General features: G+C 64.2%; 17 protein-coding genes. 12 read left to right on the top strand and 5 right to left on the bottom strand.

What is annotated here, in order from left to right:
- Nucleotides 1-8 precede the first annotated feature (8 nt).
- Both PVA39_RS11480 and PVA39_RS11475 read right to left on the bottom strand, forming a co-directional pair.
- A complete protein-coding gene (locus tag PVA39_RS11480) occupies nucleotides 9-1,172 on the bottom strand; it encodes an acyl-CoA dehydrogenase family protein (protein ID WP_274124149.1) in 1,164 nt (387 codons plus the stop codon).
- A 75-nt stretch (nucleotides 1,173-1,247) separates the two neighbouring features.
- Nucleotides 1,248-2,075 (bottom strand): FAS1-like dehydratase domain-containing protein, encoded by an 828-nt coding sequence (locus PVA39_RS11475; RefSeq protein WP_274124148.1) that lies wholly within the window; start codon nucleotides 2,073-2,075, stop codon nucleotides 1,248-1,250.
- A 128-nt stretch (nucleotides 2,076-2,203) separates the two neighbouring features.
- Here PVA39_RS11475 and PVA39_RS11470 point away from each other — a divergent pair, with 128 nt between their 5' ends.
- The 4 genes from PVA39_RS11470 (at nucleotide 2,204) to PVA39_RS11455 (ending at nucleotide 5,054) form a co-directional block, all read left to right on the top strand.
- The gene (locus tag PVA39_RS11470; RefSeq protein WP_274124147.1) at nucleotides 2,204-3,100 is read left to right on the top strand and encodes a LysR substrate-binding domain-containing protein; all 897 of its coding nucleotides are present in this window, start codon (nucleotides 2,204-2,206) and stop codon (nucleotides 3,098-3,100) included.
- Between the two features lie 255 nt (nucleotides 3,101-3,355).
- A complete protein-coding gene (locus PVA39_RS11465) occupies nucleotides 3,356-4,024 on the top strand; it encodes a CsgG/HfaB family protein (protein ID WP_013791755.1) in 669 nt (222 codons plus the stop codon).
- Nucleotides 4,025-4,038: 14 nt separating this feature from the next.
- Nucleotides 4,039-4,386, top strand: coding sequence for a DUF4810 domain-containing protein (locus tag PVA39_RS11460; RefSeq protein WP_027906510.1), 348 nt, complete (start codon nucleotides 4,039-4,041; stop codon nucleotides 4,384-4,386).
- Nucleotides 4,387-4,391: 5 nt separating this feature from the next.
- Nucleotides 4,392-5,054 carry a DUF799 domain-containing protein gene (locus PVA39_RS11455; protein ID WP_093502488.1) on the top strand — a complete coding sequence of 221 codons (663 nt, stop codon included), beginning with the start codon at nucleotides 4,392-4,394 and terminating at the stop codon, nucleotides 5,052-5,054.
- A 41-nt stretch (nucleotides 5,055-5,095) separates the two neighbouring features.
- Here the strand turns inward: PVA39_RS11455 and PVA39_RS11450 are convergent, their stop codons facing one another.
- Nucleotides 5,096-6,649 carry a sigma-54-dependent transcriptional regulator gene (locus PVA39_RS11450; RefSeq protein ID WP_274124146.1) on the bottom strand — a complete coding sequence of 518 codons (1,554 nt, stop codon included), beginning with the start codon at nucleotides 6,647-6,649 and terminating at the stop codon, nucleotides 5,096-5,098.
- 214 nt (nucleotides 6,650-6,863) lie between these two features.
- Between PVA39_RS11450 and phhA the strand changes: the two genes are divergently transcribed.
- The 5 genes from phhA (at nucleotide 6,864) to cobF (ending at nucleotide 12,892) form a co-directional block, all read left to right on the top strand.
- On the top strand, nucleotides 6,864-7,649 hold the full coding sequence (phhA, locus tag PVA39_RS11445; protein ID WP_274124145.1) for a phenylalanine 4-monooxygenase: 786 nt from the start codon (nucleotides 6,864-6,866) through the stop codon (nucleotides 7,647-7,649).
- A gap of 107 nt (nucleotides 7,650-7,756) precedes the next feature.
- Entirely contained in the window at nucleotides 7,757-8,113 is a 357-nt protein-coding gene (locus tag PVA39_RS11440; RefSeq protein WP_274124144.1) for a 4a-hydroxytetrahydrobiopterin dehydratase, read from the top strand.
- 190 nt (nucleotides 8,114-8,303) lie between these two features.
- Nucleotides 8,304-9,593, top strand: coding sequence for an MFS transporter (locus tag PVA39_RS11435; protein WP_274124143.1), 1,290 nt, complete (start codon nucleotides 8,304-8,306; stop codon nucleotides 9,591-9,593).
- Nucleotides 9,594-9,681: 88 nt separating this feature from the next.
- Nucleotides 9,682-11,943 (top strand): glucosylglycerol-phosphate synthase, encoded by a 2,262-nt coding sequence (ggpS, locus tag PVA39_RS11430; protein WP_274124142.1) that lies wholly within the window; start codon nucleotides 9,682-9,684, stop codon nucleotides 11,941-11,943.
- A gap of 184 nt (nucleotides 11,944-12,127) precedes the next feature.
- Nucleotides 12,128-12,892 carry a precorrin-6A synthase (deacetylating) gene (gene cobF / locus PVA39_RS11425; RefSeq protein WP_274124141.1) on the top strand — a complete coding sequence of 255 codons (765 nt, stop codon included), beginning with the start codon at nucleotides 12,128-12,130 and terminating at the stop codon, nucleotides 12,890-12,892.
- Nucleotides 12,893-13,121: 229 nt separating this feature from the next.
- Here the strand turns inward: cobF and prmB are convergent, their stop codons facing one another.
- Complete coding sequence (gene prmB / locus PVA39_RS11420) at nucleotides 13,122-14,027, bottom strand: 50S ribosomal protein L3 N(5)-glutamine methyltransferase (RefSeq protein WP_274124284.1); 906 nt, start codon at nucleotides 14,025-14,027, stop codon at nucleotides 13,122-13,124.
- Nucleotides 14,028-14,274: 247 nt separating this feature from the next.
- On the opposite strand from prmB, the gene PVA39_RS11415 reads away from it, so the two are divergent.
- From PVA39_RS11415 to PVA39_RS11405, 3 genes are all read left to right on the top strand, one after another.
- Nucleotides 14,275-14,874 carry a cysteine hydrolase family protein gene (locus PVA39_RS11415; RefSeq protein ID WP_073265086.1) on the top strand — a complete coding sequence of 200 codons (600 nt, stop codon included), beginning with the start codon at nucleotides 14,275-14,277 and terminating at the stop codon, nucleotides 14,872-14,874.
- A 78-nt stretch (nucleotides 14,875-14,952) separates the two neighbouring features.
- On the top strand, nucleotides 14,953-15,273 hold the full coding sequence (locus PVA39_RS11410; RefSeq protein ID WP_274124140.1) for a hypothetical protein: 321 nt from the start codon (nucleotides 14,953-14,955) through the stop codon (nucleotides 15,271-15,273).
- Between the two features lie 46 nt (nucleotides 15,274-15,319).
- The gene (locus tag PVA39_RS11405) at nucleotides 15,320-15,877 is read left to right on the top strand and encodes a Smr/MutS family protein (RefSeq protein ID WP_027906500.1); all 558 of its coding nucleotides are present in this window, start codon (nucleotides 15,320-15,322) and stop codon (nucleotides 15,875-15,877) included.
- Between the two features lie 89 nt (nucleotides 15,878-15,966).
- Here PVA39_RS11405 and efp read toward each other — a convergent pair whose 3' ends face one another.
- The gene (gene efp / locus PVA39_RS11400; protein ID WP_013791768.1) at nucleotides 15,967-16,539 is read right to left on the bottom strand and encodes an elongation factor P; all 573 of its coding nucleotides are present in this window, start codon (nucleotides 16,537-16,539) and stop codon (nucleotides 15,967-15,969) included.
- Nucleotides 16,540-16,568: the final 29 nt, after the last annotated feature.

The raw sequence follows: 16,568 nt of genomic DNA, 5'->3' as shown, positions 1-16,568 counted from the left end.
CCAACTCCTCAAAACGAACGCGGCAGTTCGAGCAGGTGCTCGGCCACGTAGGACATGATCAGGTTGGTGGAGATCGGCGCCACCTGATACAGGCGGGTCTCGCGGAACTTGCGCTCGACGTCGTATTCGTTGGCGAAACCGAAGCCGCCGTGGGTCTGCAGGCAGGCGTTGGCCGCCGCCCAGGAGGCTTCCGCCGCCAGGTACTTGGCCATGTTGGCACTGGCCCCGGCGTTCTCGCCGCGGTCGTACTGCTCGCAGGCGCGCCAGCGCATCAGGTCGGCGGCCTCCACTTCGATGTGGGCCTTGGCGATGGGAAATTGCACGCCCTGGTTCTGGCCGATCGGGCGGCCGAACACCACGCGATCACGGGCATAGGCACTGGCCTTCTCGATAAACCAGCGACCATCGCCGATGCATTCGGCAGCGATCAGCGTACGCTCGGCGTTGAGGCCATCGAGGATGTAGCGAAAGCCCTTGCCCTCTTCGCCGATCAGGCTGCTGGCGGGAATTTCCAGGTTGTCGAAGAACAGCTCGTTGGTTTCGTGGTTGACCATGTTGGCGATCGGCTGCACGGTCAGGCCGTTGCCGATGGCCTCGCGCAGGTCGACCAGGAAGATCGACATGCCCTCGGATTTCTTCTTCACCTCGGCCAGCGGCGTGGTGCGCGCCAGCAGAATCATCAGGTCGGAGTGCTGGATGCGCGAGATCCACACCTTCTGACCGTTGATCACGTACTTGTCGCCCTGGCGCACGGCGGTGGTCTTGATCTTGGTGGTGTCGGTGCCGGTAGTGGGCTCGGTCACGCCCATGGACTGCAGGCGAAGCTCGCCGCTGGCCAGCTTGGGCAGGTAGTAGCTTTTCTGCGCGTCGCTGCCGTTACGCAGCAGGGTGAACATGTTGTACATCTGCCCGTGGATGGTGCCGGAGTTGCCGCCGCAGCGGTTCACTTCCTCGAGGATTACCGACGCCTCGGCCAGGCCCAGGCCGGAGCCGCCGTATTCTTCCGGGATCATCGCCGACAGCCAGCCTGCTTCGGTCATGGCGCTGACGAAGGCCTCGGGAAAGCCCTTCTCCTCGTCGATCTTGCGCCAGTATTCGGCCGGGAATTCGGCGCACAGACCACGTACGCCTTCACGGATGAAATTCAGCTCTTCGCTCTGTTCCGGGGTCATCTCGATTCCTCGATTCTTGTTGTTTTCGCGGCCGATAGCGGTGGATCGGTGAAGCGTGATCCACCCTCGGCTCAATCATTCGAATTGCACTTCGGCCTGCTGGGCCATGCCAGCGGCATTACCCGCCCACAACTGCGCCCTGCCGGGCCTATCGATTCGCCCGGCCACCTCGAAGGGCTCGGGCGCAACCAGCGGGCGCAGGCCGCGGTAGGCGAAACGGCGCAGCCGCGCCTGGGGCTGGGCGCGGCAGAACGCGCGCAGGTTGAGGGTGGCGATCAGCGGACCATGCACCACCAGGCCGGCGTAACCTTCGGTTTCGGTGACATAGGGCCAGTCGTAATGGATGCGATGGCCGTTGAAGGTCACCGCGCTGTAGCGAAACAGCAGCGTCGGGCTCGGCACCACGCCTTCTCGCCAGTCACCGGCTGGCAGCGCTTCGCCGGCGCCGCCCTTGGGTGGGCTCGGCTCGCGGTAGACGATGTCCTGCTCCTCGCGGATCGCCAGTTCGCCGTCCTGCAGGTAGTCGTGCTGCACGGTGACGAACAGCAGCGCGCCGGTGCGCCCGTGCTTTTCCTCGATGTGCTTGATGGTCGAGACCCGGGTGGCCTCGCCGCCGACCCGCAGGGGCGCGATGAACTCGACGCGCCCTCCGGCCCACATGCGATTGCGGTTATCCGCCGGTGGCAGGAAGCCGCCGCGTGCCGGGTGCCCGTCGCCGCCCAGGCCGCTCTCGGCGATGGGATCCTGGAAGAATGCCCAATGCCAGAGCGGCGGTAGCGCCTCGCCATGGGCGGGGGTGTCCTCGCCCAGGGTCGCGGCGATGCGCTTTACCAGGTTGCGGCTCAATTGATCGTGGGCTTCTTCGGTGCGGCCGATCCAGGCGGCGAAGGCAGAGTCACTCATGGTCGATCCCGGCTTGTTCTTGGAGTGCAGGCAGCATGCAATCCGATGAACGTTCCGAGAATCCGCATTTATTTAAGCCGGCGTTCGGCTATGCTGAACGCCATTTTGCAACTCGCCCCAGAGCCGCCATGCACTTCGACCTGCCGGATTTGCGCCTCTTCATCCATATTGCCGAATCGCCAAGCCTGACCCAGGGCGCACGCCGTGCTTCCCTGTCGCCAGCGGCGGCCAGCGCGCGCATCAAGGCGCTGGAAAGCCAGCTGGATACTCGCCTGCTGTACCGCGACAGCCGCGGCGTGGAGCTGACGCCAGCCGGCCAGCGCCTGCTGCAGCACGCGCGACTGATCATGCGCCAGGTCGATTACCTGAAAAGCGAGTTCACCGAATACGGCAGCGATTCGGCCGGGCATATCCGCATCTTCGCCAACACCACGGCGGTGACCGAATTCCTGCCCGAAGTGCTGGCTGGCTTCCTTGCCGAGCGCCCCGGCGTGACGGTGGACCTGCAGGAGCGCCTGAGCCGCGATATCGTGCGTGGCGTGCTCGATGGCGGCGCCGACCTGGGCATCATCGCCGGCCCGGTGGAAGCGGCCGGCCTGCAGGTGCTGCACTTCAGCACCGACCGCCTGGTGCTGGTGGTACCGGCCGGCCACCCGCTGGCCGGCCGCGAACGCGTCAGCCTGCGCGATACCCTGCAGTACCAGCACATCGGCCTGCACGACGGCAGCACCCTGCTGACCTTTTTGCGCGAGCATGTCGAGACCCTGGGCGGCACCCTGTCGCTGCGCATCCAGATGTCCGGCTTCGAAGCCATCTGCCGCATGGTCGAGGCCAACGTCGGCATCGGCATCATCCCCGAGTCCGCCGCCAGCCGGCACCGTCGCACTATGAAACTGCACACCATCGAACTCGACGAGCCCTGGGCCGTGCGCGAACGCAGCATGCTGGTACGCGACCTCGAAGCCTTGCCGGGCAGCGTGCGGGCGTTGATCGCGACGTTGCTGCCGCAAAGCTCGGTCGCCTGATCAGGCCTGGCGAGCCTGGAGACGCGAAACCCATCACAGCGGCGGCCGGCATTACTGGCAAAACGCCTTATTGATCTCTAGAATCGCCGTCGCAGGAAGCACCCCGCACCCATTCAGGGTCAGCGTCATGGATCGACTCACCTAGCGTTTCGCGCCGCCCGCGCGAAGCCCGCCATGCGCCATACCTCGTGAACGTGCCCGGCTGATTCCTGCCCGTTACAGGCTCGCCCTGCCCACTTCGCAAACGAGATTCGTATGAACAAGATGATTACCGCTGGCCTCGCAGGCATGCTCGTGCTGCTCGCCGGCTGCGCCACCGAAAGCTCGCGCACGCTGGAAGTCGCCAAGGTCAATACCGCCACCAGCCAGTACAGCGGCCCGCGCAGCCCGATCGCCGTTGGCAAGTTCGACAACCGTTCCAGCTACCTGCGCGGCATCTTCAGCGACAGCGTCGACCGCCTTGGCGGGCAGGCCAAGACCATTCTGATCACCCACCTGCAGCAGTCCAACCGCTTCAACGTGCTGGACCGTGACAACCTCAGCGAGCTGCAGCAGGAATCGGGCTTCTCCAAGCAGGCTCAGCAGATCAAGGGCGCCAACTTCGTGGTCACCGGTGACGTGACCGAGTTCGGCCGCAAGGAAGTCGGCGATCATCAGCTGTTCGGCATCCTCGGCCGCGGCAAACAGCAGATCGCCTACGCCAAGGTGAACCTCAACATCGTCGATGTCGCCACCTCCGAAGTGGTGTATTCCAGCCAGGGCGCCGGCGAATACGCCTTGTCCAACCGCGAGATCATCGGTTTCGGCGGTACCGCCAGCTACGACTCCACACTCAACGGCAAGGTGCTCGACCTGGCGATTCGCGAGGCCGTCAACAAGCTGGTCAGCGGCGTCGACAGCGGCGCCTGGCGCCCGGTCAAGTGAGCGAGGAGCGAACGATGAAATCCCCACTTCTGCTCACCACCGTACTGGCCGCCGCCCTGCTGGGCGGCTGCGCGCAACAACCCAAATCCCTCTACTACTGGGAGGGCTACCAGCAGCAGGTCTACCAGCGTTTCGAGAACACCACCGGCACCGAGGAGCAGATCGCCGCGCTGGAAGCCAGCGCCCAGAAGGCGCGCGCCGCCGACCGCACCCTGCCGCCGGGCTTTCACGCCCATCTCGGCATGCTGTACGCGGAGATCGGCAAGCCCGATCAGGTGCGCCAGCAATTCGAAACCGAGAAAGCCCTGTTCCCCGAGTCCGCGCAGTACATGGACTTCTTGATGCGCAATATGGCCAAGTGACCGACATGCCTCTACTGACATCTCTCAGAACCCTCGCGGCCCTGGCCGCCATCGCCCTGCTGGCCGGTTGCGCCACCCAGCAGCCCTACGACTACAGCGCCTTCAAGGAAAGCAGCCCGGCCTCCATCCTGGTGCTACCGCCGGTCAACAAATCGCCGGACATCAAGGCTACCTACAGCCTGTATTCGCTGATCACCGCGCCCCTGAGCGAGGCCGGTTACTACGTGCTGCCAGTGGCGGTGGTCAACGAGACCTTCAAGCAGAACGGCATGGCCAACGCCGAGGAAATCCGCGAAGTCCCGCCGCAGAAGCTCTACGAGATTTTCGGTGCCGACACCGTGCTGTACATCGACGTGACCGAATACGGCAGCAGCTACAAGGTGATCAGCAGCGAGGTGGCGGTGGCCGCCAGCGCCACCCTGGTCGACCTGCGCACCGGTAAGGAATTGTGGAAAGGCGTGGCTCGGGCCAGCACGGCAGAGCAACAGCAGAACAGCGGCGGCGGCCTGGCCGGCATCCTGATCACCGCCCTGGTCAATCAGGTGATGAACAGCCTGAACGACCGCGGCCATGAGATCGCCGGCATCACCAGCTCGCGCCTGCTGAGCAGCAACGCGGTCAACGGCATTCTGCCCGGCCCCCGCGCGCGGCCCGTCAGCGCTCGCTGAAGCCCGCCACACGAGCCCGGCCCCCCCGGGCTCGTTTCTTTCTACTCCTTGCCCACCCCATGTTCGCGCAGCTTGTTGGCGATGGTGGTGTGGGACACGCCCAGACGCTTGCCGAGCAGGCGGCTGCTCGGGAATTCGCCGTGCAGGCGTTCCAGCACGGCTTTCTCGAAACGCCCGACGATGGCGTCCAGCCCGCCTTCCAGCGAGAAGTCACCCAGCGGCTGCGCCGCGCCGTAGCCCGGCAGGCGAACGTGCTCGGGCTTCACCACCGCGCCGTCGCACAGCGACACCGCCTGGAACAGCACGTTCTCCAACTGCCGCACGTTGCCCGGCCAATGGTAACGACCGAGCTTGTCCAGCGCGGCGGGCGCCAGGCCCGGTAGCGGGCAGCAGATCTGTCGGCTGGCGCGGTCGAGAAAATGCTCGGCCAGGGGCTGCAGGCCATCCAGGCATTCACGCAGCGGCGGGATGTGCAGGCTCAAGACATTGAGACGGTGGTAAAGGTCTTCCCGGAATTCGCCGCGGGCGCACAGCTCGGAAAGGTCGACCTGGGTGGCGCAGGTCACCCGCACATCCAGATAGACCTCCTCGTCGCTGCCGACCCGCCGAAAGCAGCCGTCCTGCAGAAAGCGCAACAGCTTGGCCTGCAGCCGCGGGCTCATTTCGCCGACGCCATCGAGAAACAGCGTGCCGCCTGCGGTCAGCTCCAGCAGGCCCAGTTTGCCTTCGGCGCGGGCGCCCTCGAAGGCGCCGGGGCCGTAGCCGAACAGCTCGGTCTCGGCCATCGACTCCGGCAAACCCGCGCAATTCAGGGCCATAAATGGCGACTGCCCGCGGGGGCTGGCCAGATGGCAGGCACGGGCCAGCAGCTCCTTGCCGGTACCGGTTTCACCTTCTATCAAAAGCGGTGCGTCCAGCGGCGCCATGCGTCGCGCCTCGCGCACTACGGCGGCCATCACTTTGGAGCTCTGGAAGATGCTGTCGAAGCCGCGTAGTTCCTGCTTGCGCACCTGATAGATACGCTCGCCGACGCGATCGGCGCGGTGCAGGGTCAACACCGCGCCGGCCATGGCTTCGCTGTCGTCGTGCTCGCTCTGCAGCGGCGCGATATCGGCGAGAAACACATCGCCGCAGACCTTCACCCGCAGCCCGTTGATGCGCGAGCGATTGGCCCGCACCAGCTCCGGCAGGTCGAAATCCTCGACGTAGCGCGACAGCGCGATACCCGGCACTTCGTCCACGCGCACGCCGAGCAGCGCTGCCGCGGCGCGGTTGGCGGCGACGATGCTGCCGCCCATGTCGATGGACAGCACCGGAAACTCCAGGGCGCCAAGCAGCGCATTGAGCTCCAGATGCCGGCGCTCGCTGGGCATCAGCCCCACGCGCTTGACGCCGAACACGCCGGTGATGGCCTCGAACTTGGCGCGCAGGGCCTGGAATTGCAGGTTGATCAGGTTGGGGCAATGCAGGTAGATGGCGTTGCCCTGCTCGCCACCGACCTCGCCACGGGCGACGTTGATGCCATAGTCGACCAGCAGTTCGAGGATGTCGCGCAGGATGCCCACACGGTTCTGGCAATGGATCTTGATACGCATGACGGCCGCTCTTGTTATTTTCGTCAAGGTTTCTTGCCAGTCTAGAGGAAGCCACTGAGCCAGGAACAGGCTTTCCCGCGTTACGTAATGCTTTCTTTACGAAAACCGCCATCCGCCCTCACTCGTCGGTCGCGCGCAGCCGCGCAAGGCACGCGTGCGTGGGGCATGCTCAGGCCAGCCATGATCAGAACGGATGTGCAGGGAGATCGCCAAGATGAGAGCCAGCCAGTACGTTGCCAGGCAGCCTGACGCGAACGGCTTCATTGACTACAGCGAGGTCGAGCACCGCACCTGGCAGACGCTCATCGAGCGCCAACTCAAGGTGATCGAGCCCCGCGCCTGCCAGGATTACCTGGACGGAATCGACAAGCTCGCCCTGCCCCATGACCGGATTCCCCAATTGCCGGACATCAACCGCGTGCTGCAGGCCGCCACCGGCTGGCAGGTCGCCCAGGTGCCGGCGCTGATTCCCTTTCAGCGCTTCTTCGAGCTGCTCGCCAACAAGCAGTTTCCGGTGGCCACCTTCATCCGCACCGAGGCTGATCTGGACTACCTGCAGGAACCGGACATCTTTCACGAGATCTTCGGCCACTGCCCGCTGCTGACCAACTCCTGGTTCGCCGAGTTCACCCATACCTACGGCCGCCTGGGGCTGGCCGCCAGCCCGCAGGAACGGGTATTCCTGGCACGCCTGTACTGGATGACCATCGAGTTCGGTCTGGTCGACACGCCCGTCGGTCGACGCATCTACGGCGGCGGCATTCTCTCCTCGCCCAGGGAGGCGGTGTATTGTCTATCCGACGAGCCCGAGCATCAGCCGTTCGACCCCGTGGAGGCGATGCGCACCCCCTATCGCATCGACATCCTGCAACCGCTGTACTTCGTGCTGCCGGGCCTGCAACGGCTGTTCGCCCTGGCGCAACAGGACATCATGAGCCTGGTGCACCAGGCCATGGCACTGGGCCTGCACGCACCGAAATTTCCGCCCAAGGCGGCCTGATAACCTGCTCACGATCTGCTGTGCGCCGGCACTTCTGCGCCAGCCAAGCCCGGGCGAGGCGCCGCCGCCAGAAGCTCATCTACCATCTGTGAACTCGAGGAAACCCCATGACCGCACTGTCGAAAGCCAATTGTGAAGCCTGCAGCGCCGATGCGCCCAAAGTCAGCGAGGCCGAACTGGCACAGCTGATCAAGGAAATCCCGGACTGGAACATCGAGGTTCGCGACGGCGTGATGCAGCTCGAACGCGCCTACTCTTTTCGCACCTTCAAGCATGCGCTGGCCTTCACCAATGCGGTGGGCGAGATCGCCGAGGGCGAGAACCATCATCCGTCGCTGCTCACCGAATGGGGCAAGGTCACCGTCACCTGGTGGAGCCATTCGATCAAGGGCCTGCACCGCAACGATTTCGTCATGGCAGCACGCACCGACGAGCTGGCAAAGGTGGCCGATGGGCGCAAGTGAGGTGCCCCGTAAACGGGAAAATTCGCTCGCGTACGCACCGAGCTGGTGCCTTTCACTGCTCCGAAAAATCGAAAGACCGTTTGTCGGTAAAAATAAACCTTAAATATCATATAGATAGAAAACAACCTTAGAGATCACTGGCGCGCTTCCTGCTTGCCATCACCGGCATAGTTCCCTAGGGTTGTTCGCCATGTGGTCCTTGATTGCCCCTATCAGCTCGTTGCTGGGTGGGGTCGCGTTACTCCTCCTCGGCAACGGTCTGCTCAACACCCTACTGACTCTGCGTGGCGTCGCCGAAGGCTACTCCACCGGGATGCTCGGCCTGATCATGTCCGGGTACTTCGTCGGTTTCCTGCTCGGCACCTGGCTGGCGATTCCGCTGGTGCGTCGCGTTGGGCATATCCGTGCCTTCTCGTTCTGCGCCGCCCTGGCCGCTATCACCGCCCTGCTTCACGTGCTGATCGTCGACCCCTGGGTCTGGCTCGGCTTGCGGGTGCTCTACGGCCTGGCGTTGGTCAGCCTGTACATGGTCATCGAGAGCTGGCTCAACGCCCAGGTTCCCAACGACAAGCGCGGGCAGATGTTCGCCGTGTACATGGCGGTCAACCTCGGCGCCCTGGCGGCCGCCCAGCAATTGCTGAACCTGGCCGATCCGGCTGACTTCCTGCTGTTCGCCCTGGCGGCGATGCTGATCAGCGCGGCCCTGATGCCCATCACCCTGACCCGCCAAGCGCAACCCAACGTGCCCGATACCCTGCACACCAACCTGCGCGCCATCGTCGGCATCGCGCCGCTGTCGATCGCCGCGGCCGGCCTTTCCGGCCTGGCCCTGGGTGCGTTCTGGGGGATGGCGCCGGTGTATGCCAGCCTCAACGGCTTTGACCCCGCCGGGGTCGGCCTGATGATGAGCGCGACCATTCTCGGCGGCGCGCTGCTGCAATGGCCGATCGGGCGTTTTTCCGATACCCACGACCGGCGCTGGGTGCTGTTCTGGGTGGTCAGCGCAGCGGTCATCGTCGCACTGGTGATGAGCCTGCTGCCCGCTGGCCGCCCGCTGCTGGGATTGATGTTCCTGTTCGGCGGGCTGTCGTTCGCCATCTACCCCATCGCCGTGGCGCAGCTGATCGACCAGTTGCACAGCGACGAAATCCTTTCCGGCTCCAGCAGCCTGCTGATGGTCAACGGCATCGGCTCGGTATGCGGCCCGCTGCTCGCCGGCCTGCTCATGCAATACAGCGGCGCGGCGGCGTTGCCGCTGTACTTCGCCGCCACCCTGGGCTTGTTGGCGGCCTACACCTTCTATCGCCTGCGTCATGTCAGCGACCTGGTCGCCGGTGAGCAGGCGCACTTCGTGCCGATGCTGCGCACCAGCCACACCGTGCTGGAGCTGATGCCCGATGCCCCGCCGTCTGCGGATGACGTCGACTCGGACAACGATCACACCGGTGACGAGCGGGAGCCCGTCACCACTTCGTCGTAGGCACACGCACGCCTACATAACAGAGGCGCCACCAAGGTGCCCGTTTTGCTCGCCGGTCGATGCCGGCGTTTTGACAGGGAGACAGCCCATGCTACTTGCTACCGATCTCGATGGAACCTTTCTCGCCGGTGATCCCGAGGATCGCCTTAGCCTCTACCAGACCATCGCCGCGCACCCGGAAATCCAGCTGGCCTACGTCACCGGGCGCAGCCTCGAAGCGGTCCTGCCGCTGCTCGCCGACCCCACCCTGCCGCAACCGGACTTCATCATCGCCGACGTCGGCGCCACCTTCGTGCATGGCGACAGCCTGCAACCGATCCAGCAGCTACAGGGCCAGGTCGACGCCCGCTGGCCCGGCGAAAGCCAGGTCGCCCAGGCACTGGAAGGCTTCGGCCTGGAACGCCAGGACGTGCCCCAGTCGCGCCGCTGCTCGTACTTCTGCACGCCCGAACAGGCCGCCGATCCGGCCCTGGCCCAGGTCTCAGAAACCCTAGGTTGCGATCTGCTGTATTCCGCGGATCGCTACCTCGACTTTCTGCCCAAGGGCGTCAACAAGGGCACCAGCCTCAAGGCGCTGGTCGACTGGCTGGGGCTCGATGACGGCGAGGTGCTGGCCTGCGGCGACACCCTGAATGACCTGAACATGCTCGACGGCACCTACAAAGGCGTTTGCGTGGGCGAATCCGAGCCCAACCTGATCAAGGCCACCGAACATCAGTCGTGGATCCTGCACGCGGACCGCCCAGGCTGCGGTGGCATTCTGCAGGCCTTCGTGCATTTCGGCTTTCTTGGCGAGCACGGCATCGCCGCCGAAAAACGCACCGCCACCAAGCCGGGTCGCGCCGAGCTGGTGATGGTCTATCACCGTCTGCCCTACGAAGAGCACCGCGGCGCGGACGGCAAGGTACAGCGCCGTCGCCCCACGTCCCCCAACGGCATCATCCCGACCCTGATGAGTTTCTTCGGCGACTCACGCCCGGGTTCCTGGGTCGCCTGGGCTGTCGACGAAGGCGGCGACGAGCCGTTCGAAACCCACACCACCGTGGACGCCGAGCGCTACCCGAAGCTCACCGCTGCCCGGGTGGCGCTGAGCAAGCAGGAGGTCGACATCTTCTACAAGCGCTTCTCCAAGGAGGCGTTCTGGCCAACGCTGCACACCTTCTGGGAGCGGGCACGCTTCGACGAGGACGACTGGCAGGTATTTCTCAAGGTCAACCGCGCCTTCGCCGAGCGTACCGCCAAGGAAGCCGCTGAAGGCGCCGTGGTGTGGCTGCACGACTACAACCTGTGGATGGTGCCCGGCTACCTGCGCGAGCTGCGCCCGGACCTGCGCATCGCCTTCTTTCACCACACCTACTTCCCTTCGGCCGACGTGTTCAACGTGCTGCCGTGGCGCCGGCAGATCATCGGCAGCCTGCTGCAGTGCGACTACATCGGCTTTCATATCCCGCGCCAGGTGGAGAACTTCGTCGACGTGGCTCGTGGCGTCACACCGCTGCAGACGGTCAGCCGGCAGAACTGCGCGCCGCGCTTCGTCACCTATGGTTGCGCCGTTGGTTTGGAGCGCATGACCACCGCGGTGAACACCGGCAGCCGGGTGGTCAAGCTCGGCGCCCATCCGGTCGGCCTGGATATTGACCGCGTGCGCAACGCCCTGACCCAGGACAAGACCCGCGAGCAGATGGCCAACCTGCGCGAGGAGCTGAGCGGCATCAAGCTGATCCTGTCGGTCGAGCGCCTGGATTACACCAAGGGCATTCTGGAGAAGCTGCAGGCCTACGAGCGCCTGCTGGCCGACAATCCGGAGCTGCACAAGAAGATCACCCTGGTCAGCATCTGCGTACCGGCAGCGCGCGAGATGACCATCTACGACGAACTGCAATCGCAGATCGAACAGGCGGTGGGGCGCATCAACGGCCGATTCGCACGGGTCGGCTGGACGCCCGTGCAGTTCTTCTTCCGCAGCTTCCCGTTCGACGAGGTGGTGGCCTGGTACGCCATGGCCGACGTGATGTGGATCACCCCGCTGCGCGACGGCCTCAACCTGGTGGCCAAGGAATTCATCGCCACCCAGGGGCTGACCGACGGCCAGGGCGTGCTGGCGCTATCGGAATTCGCCGGCGCCGCCGCCGAACTCAAGGGCGCGCTGCTGACCAACCCCCATGACACCGCCGACCTGGCGCAAACCTGCTACCTGGCGCTGAACATGCCCAAGGCCGAAGCCCGGGCTCGGCTGCGCGAGCTGTTCGATATCGTCAGCTACAACGACATCCGCCGCTGGGGCGACGAGTTCCTTGCCGGCGTCGCCGAGCCGGAGCATGAGACGGTGCTCCAGCTGGTAGCGGGCTGAGCCAAGGCAATATATCTGTGGGAGCGGGCGGGGACGCCCAGTCCATGCCCGCGAAGCTTTTCGGGCGCATGGCGCCCTCCCACAAATGCGGCTCTAATTCAAAATCGCGAAGCACTGCTCTGCGAGGCAGCCAACAACCAGCACCTGATATGCTGCGCGCCATCGCAAGAACGAGACGTGCAGCATGAACGACATCCTGATCATCGGTATCGGCGCCGGTGACCCTGACTATCTGACCACCCAGGCGATCAAGGCCCTCAACCGCGCCGACGTGTTCTTCATCCTCGACAAGGGCGAGGCCAAGGACAAGCTGATCGCCCTGCGCCGCCTGATCCTCGATCGCTATATCGCCCCAAACCGCCAGTACCGCGTTCTGGAGGCCACCAACCCGGAGCGCGAGCGAGACGTGTCAAACTATGACGCCAGCATCGACAGCCTCAACCGCGACAAGCAGGCGGTGTTCGAGCAGTTGCTCGGCCAGCTGCAAGAGGGTGAAACCGGCGCCTTTCTGGTCTGGGGCGATCCGTCGCTGTACGACAGCACCATCCGCATTCTCGATGGCGTGATCGCTGGCGGCCGGCCCCTCGCCTACGAAGTGATCCCCGGCATCACCAGCGTGCAGGCCCTCACCGCACGCCACCGTATTCCCCTCAACCAGATCGGCCGCGCCGTGCAGATCACCACTGGGCGTCGCCTGCGCGAGGGCTGGCCCAAGGACGTGGACAGCGTGGTGGTGATGCTCGACGCCCAGGACAGCTATCGCCAGGTAATCGACGAAGACCTGCACATCTACTGGGGCGCCTACGTCGGCACGCCGGACGAGATCCTGATCGCCGGCAAGCTGGTGGAAGTGGCCGAGCAGATCGCCACGACCCGCGCAGCAGCACGCGAAGCCAACGGCTGGATCATGGACAGTTATCTGCTGCGCCGTGGCGAGCGGGAGGCCTGATAGCAGACTTGTGGGTAGCGCCCGCCCGCAGCCTGTCGCCTGGCTGTTTGATCGCAGCAATGGCATAAGTGGACGCTGAGCAGGGCTTTGTCGGAGAGGCTTTAGCCTCGATTTTGCCAGCTAGGTGTTAAGAGCTCGGGGCTAAAGCCCCTCCCACGAAATCGCAAAGGCCAGTATTCAGCGTCCGGCCCGGCGACTTTTTTCAAGCTGGCCGATCGAGAACATCGCCTCAACAGCGTTCGCGAAACAGCGCCTGGTGCTCGCGGCACTGTTCGGCCGAGAGCATGAACACGCCGTGGCCGCCGCGGGCGAAGTCCAGCCAGGCGAAATCCACTTCCGGGTACAGTGCTTCGACGTGCACCTGGCTGTTGCCCACCTCGACGATCAGCAAGCCTTTCTCGGTCAGGTGATCGGCAGCCTCGGCGAGCATCCGCCGCACCAGGTCCAGGCCATCGTCGCCGCAGGCCAGGCCCATTTCCGGCTCGTGCTGATATTCGGCCGGCATGTCGGCGAAATCCTCGGCGTCGACATACGGCGGGTTGGAGACGATCAGGTCGAAGCGCTGCCCCGGCAGTCCGACGAAGCCATCGCCTTGCACGGTATAGACGCGCTCCTCGAGGCCATGACGCTCGATGTTACGGTTGGCCACTTCCAGCGCCTCGAAGGACAGATCGCCAAGCACCACTTCGGCGTCGAGGAATTCGTAGGCGCAGGCGATGCCGATGCACCCGGAGCCGGTGCACAGGTCGAGAATCCGCGCGGGCTCGCCGGCCAGCCAGGGAGTGAAACGCTGCTCGATCAACTCGCCGATCGGTGAGCGTGGCACCAGCACGCGCTCGTCGACGATGAACGGCAAACCGCAGAACCAGGCCTCGCCCAGCAGATAGGCGGTGGGCACGCGATCTTCGATGCGGCGCTTGAGCAGGGTCTGCAAATGCAGATGCTCGTCGTCCTCGAGGCGGCAGTCCAGGTAACCGTCGGCGATTTCCCAGGGTAGGTGCAGCGCGCCGAGCACCAGCTGACGGGCTTCGTCCCACGCATTGTCGGTGCCGTGCCCGAAGAACAGCTCTTCGGCCTGAAAACGGCTCACCGCCCAGCGGATGTAGTCGCGCAGGGTGCGCAGGCGGGTTTTCAAGGCTGGGTGGGCATCGGTCACGACAGGGCTCCGGGCAAAAGCCGTTAGTCTAGCAGGCCAGCCCCAGCATTCCAGCGCCCTGCAAAGGATTGGCAGCCCGCTGAGCGTTCAAAAGTGTCAGCTTGCTGAAACGATTCTGCTGCCAGCGCTGCGCTGCCAGGCAGCAATACAGCCAACAGAGAGGTTCACAGCAGCGTCATAGAGGCGGACAATATGCACCGTTAACCGCGCCAGCAAGGAGTCGTACATGTCGTCCCACCCGCAAACGTTCTATCAGCTCACCGGCCGTGGCCACGCCCCCGCCAACCTGAGCAATGCGACCCTGCTGGTCATCGATGCTCAGGAGGAATATCGCAGCGGCGTGGTGCAACTGCCCGGCCTCGATGCCGCGCTGGTCGAGATCGCCAAGCTGCTCGACGCCGTACGTGCTCAGGGCGGCGCCATCGTGCACATCAAGCACCTGGGCATTCCCGGTGGTCTGCTCGACCCGCGCGGCCCGCGGGGTGATCACCTGCCGGAAGTGGCACCGCTGCCCGGCGAGATCGTCGTCGAAAAGCGCATGCCGAACGCCTTTTCCGGCACCGAACTGCACGAGAAGCTGCAGTCCCTCGGCCACCTGGACCTTATAGTCTGCGGTTTCATGACTCACTCGAGCATCAGCACCACCATCCGCGCCACCAAGGATTACGGCTACCGCTGCACCGTGGTGGACGCCGCCTGCGCTACCCGTGACCTGCCGACTCCGGACGGCAAGGTAATCAGCGCCGCCGAAATGCACCGTGTGGAGATGATCGCCCTGGCCGACAATTTTGCTGCTTGGGTGCCGGACGCCAACGCTTTACTCTGAGCATTCAGGTGCTTTATCGGTTGGAACCCGCTACTACACTGCCAGTCATAGCGAGAAGATCCCTCAAGGAATCAGCGCATGAAGCAAACAGACGGTTTCAGTGCCAGTCTCCGCCCGCGACGCTCGTTCAGCTGGCGACTGCGTTTTGCCGCTGCGCTGACGGCGCTGTTTGCGGTATTGGGCATTCTGCTGCTGATGGCGGGCGCGTCGACCCTGCTGGGTCGCCCGCCGGCTCTGGGCAACCTCAATGACTCGACCACCGACGCCAGCGTACTGCTGGTGCTCGGAGTGGTGCTTCTCTGGGGTGGCGTACTGGGCTGGCGCAAAGCCCGACGCCGCATGCGCCAGCGCAGGGCTGACCTGGCCATATCACCCCACCTGATGAAGAAACGCGACTGACCCACCCTGCGCCGCTTGGTAAACTGGGCGCCCCTGCGGAGGCCCCATGCAAGACGACGACCTTTCCCTGTTCAAAGCCCAGCTGCAAGGCGTGAAGCCGATCAAGCACGACCGTGCAGACACCGGCAAACCGAAGAGCGACCGCGCGCGACTGGCCACCTTGCGCCAGGCTGCCACCCAGCGTACCGACACCATCAAGGTCGACGGCCTGTCCGATCAGTTCGTCATCGACGTCGGCGCCGAAGACGCGCTGTTCTGGGCCGGAAACGGCGTGCAGGACGGCCAGATGCGCAAGCTCAAGCTGGGCCAGATTCCCTTCGACGGCAGCCTCGACCTGCACGGCATGAGCGTGGAAAAGGCCCGCGACACACTCTGGGAGTTTCTCGCCGAAGCCACCAAGCTGGAAATCCGCTGTGTGCGGGTGACCCACGGCAAGGCAGTACGCACCGATGGCCGCAAGCCGATGATCAAAAGCCATGTGAACACCTGGCTGCGCCAGCATCCGCAGGTACTTGGCTTTGCCTCCTGTGTGGCCAAGCACGGAGGCACGGGGGCAGTCTATGTGATGCTCAAACGCACCATGATGGATGGCCGTGACGAGTAATCGCTTGATCGCCCCCCTACAAAACGCTGATCGCAGCGCATAAAAAACCCGGCGCCAGGCCGGGTTTTTCAGTACAGCGCAGAGCTGAATCAGGCCGGCGCTTTGGCGCGGGACTTGTACTCGCCGGTGCGGGTATCGATTTCGATCCAGTCGCCGATTTCGCAGAAGTCGGCAACCTTCACTTCGGTACCGTTGTTCAGCTTGGCAGGCTTCATCACCTTGCCGGAGGTGTCGCCACGGGCGGAGCCTTCGGTGTAGGCCAGCTGACGCACGATGGTGGTCGGCAGGTCGACGGAGATAACCTTGCCTTCGAAGAACACGGCTTCGCAGACGTCGTTCATGCCTTCTTCGATGAACGGCAGAACGCTTTCCAGGTCTTCGGCGCGCAGCTCGTAGGAATTGTACTCAGGATCCATGAACACGTAGTCGTCGCCGCTGATGTAGGACAGGTTCACTTCCTTGCGTTCAAGGATCACCGGCTCCATCTTGTCATCGGCTTTGTAGACGGTTTCGGTTTTGGAGCCGTTGATCAGGTTCTTCAGCTTCATCTTGACGATAGCGCTGTTACGACCGGACTTGGTGAACTCGGCCTTCTGGATCAGCCATGGCTGGCCGTCGATCAGGGCCACGCTGTTAGGCTTCATTTCTTGTGCGGTTTTCATACGAATATCCGGATCTGAATGGATTTACA

The sequence above is a fragment of the Pseudomonas sp. CNPSo 3701 genome, from assembly GCF_028674975.1.
GTDB classification, from domain to species: Bacteria; Pseudomonadota; Gammaproteobacteria; order Pseudomonadales; family Pseudomonadaceae; genus Aquipseudomonas; species Aquipseudomonas straminea.
This window is presented reverse-complemented; position numbering and strand designations above follow the sequence as displayed.

Excerpts from the sequence above, each read along its gene's own strand:
- PVA39_RS11480 (WP_274124149.1), bottom strand. The coding sequence starts at position 1,172 with ATGACCCCGGAACAGAGCGAAGAGCTGAATTTCATCCGTGAAGGCGTA.
- PVA39_RS11475 (WP_274124148.1), bottom strand. The coding sequence starts at position 2,075 with ATGAGTGACTCTGCCTTCGCCGCCTGGATCGGCCGCACCGAAGAAGCC.
- PVA39_RS11470 (WP_274124147.1), top strand. The coding sequence starts at position 2,204 with ATGCACTTCGACCTGCCGGATTTGCGCCTCTTCATCCATATTGCCGAA.
- PVA39_RS11465 (WP_013791755.1), top strand. The coding sequence starts at position 3,356 with ATGAACAAGATGATTACCGCTGGCCTCGCAGGCATGCTCGTGCTGCTC.
- PVA39_RS11460 (WP_027906510.1), top strand. The coding sequence starts at position 4,039 with ATGAAATCCCCACTTCTGCTCACCACCGTACTGGCCGCCGCCCTGCTG.
- PVA39_RS11455 (WP_093502488.1), top strand. The coding sequence starts at position 4,392 with ATGCCTCTACTGACATCTCTCAGAACCCTCGCGGCCCTGGCCGCCATC.
- PVA39_RS11450 (WP_274124146.1), bottom strand. The coding sequence starts at position 6,649 with ATGCGTATCAAGATCCATTGCCAGAACCGTGTGGGCATCCTGCGCGAC.
- phhA (WP_274124145.1), top strand. The coding sequence starts at position 6,864 with ATGAGAGCCAGCCAGTACGTTGCCAGGCAGCCTGACGCGAACGGCTTC.
- PVA39_RS11440 (WP_274124144.1), top strand. The coding sequence starts at position 7,757 with ATGACCGCACTGTCGAAAGCCAATTGTGAAGCCTGCAGCGCCGATGCG.
- PVA39_RS11435 (WP_274124143.1), top strand. The coding sequence starts at position 8,304 with ATGTGGTCCTTGATTGCCCCTATCAGCTCGTTGCTGGGTGGGGTCGCG.
- ggpS (WP_274124142.1), top strand. The coding sequence starts at position 9,682 with ATGCTACTTGCTACCGATCTCGATGGAACCTTTCTCGCCGGTGATCCC.
- cobF (WP_274124141.1), top strand. The coding sequence starts at position 12,128 with ATGAACGACATCCTGATCATCGGTATCGGCGCCGGTGACCCTGACTAT.
- PVA39_RS11415 (WP_073265086.1), top strand. The coding sequence starts at position 14,275 with ATGTCGTCCCACCCGCAAACGTTCTATCAGCTCACCGGCCGTGGCCAC.
- PVA39_RS11410 (WP_274124140.1), top strand. The coding sequence starts at position 14,953 with ATGAAGCAAACAGACGGTTTCAGTGCCAGTCTCCGCCCGCGACGCTCG.
- PVA39_RS11405 (WP_027906500.1), top strand. The coding sequence starts at position 15,320 with ATGCAAGACGACGACCTTTCCCTGTTCAAAGCCCAGCTGCAAGGCGTG.
- efp (WP_013791768.1), bottom strand. The coding sequence starts at position 16,539 with ATGAAAACCGCACAAGAAATGAAGCCTAACAGCGTGGCCCTGATCGAC.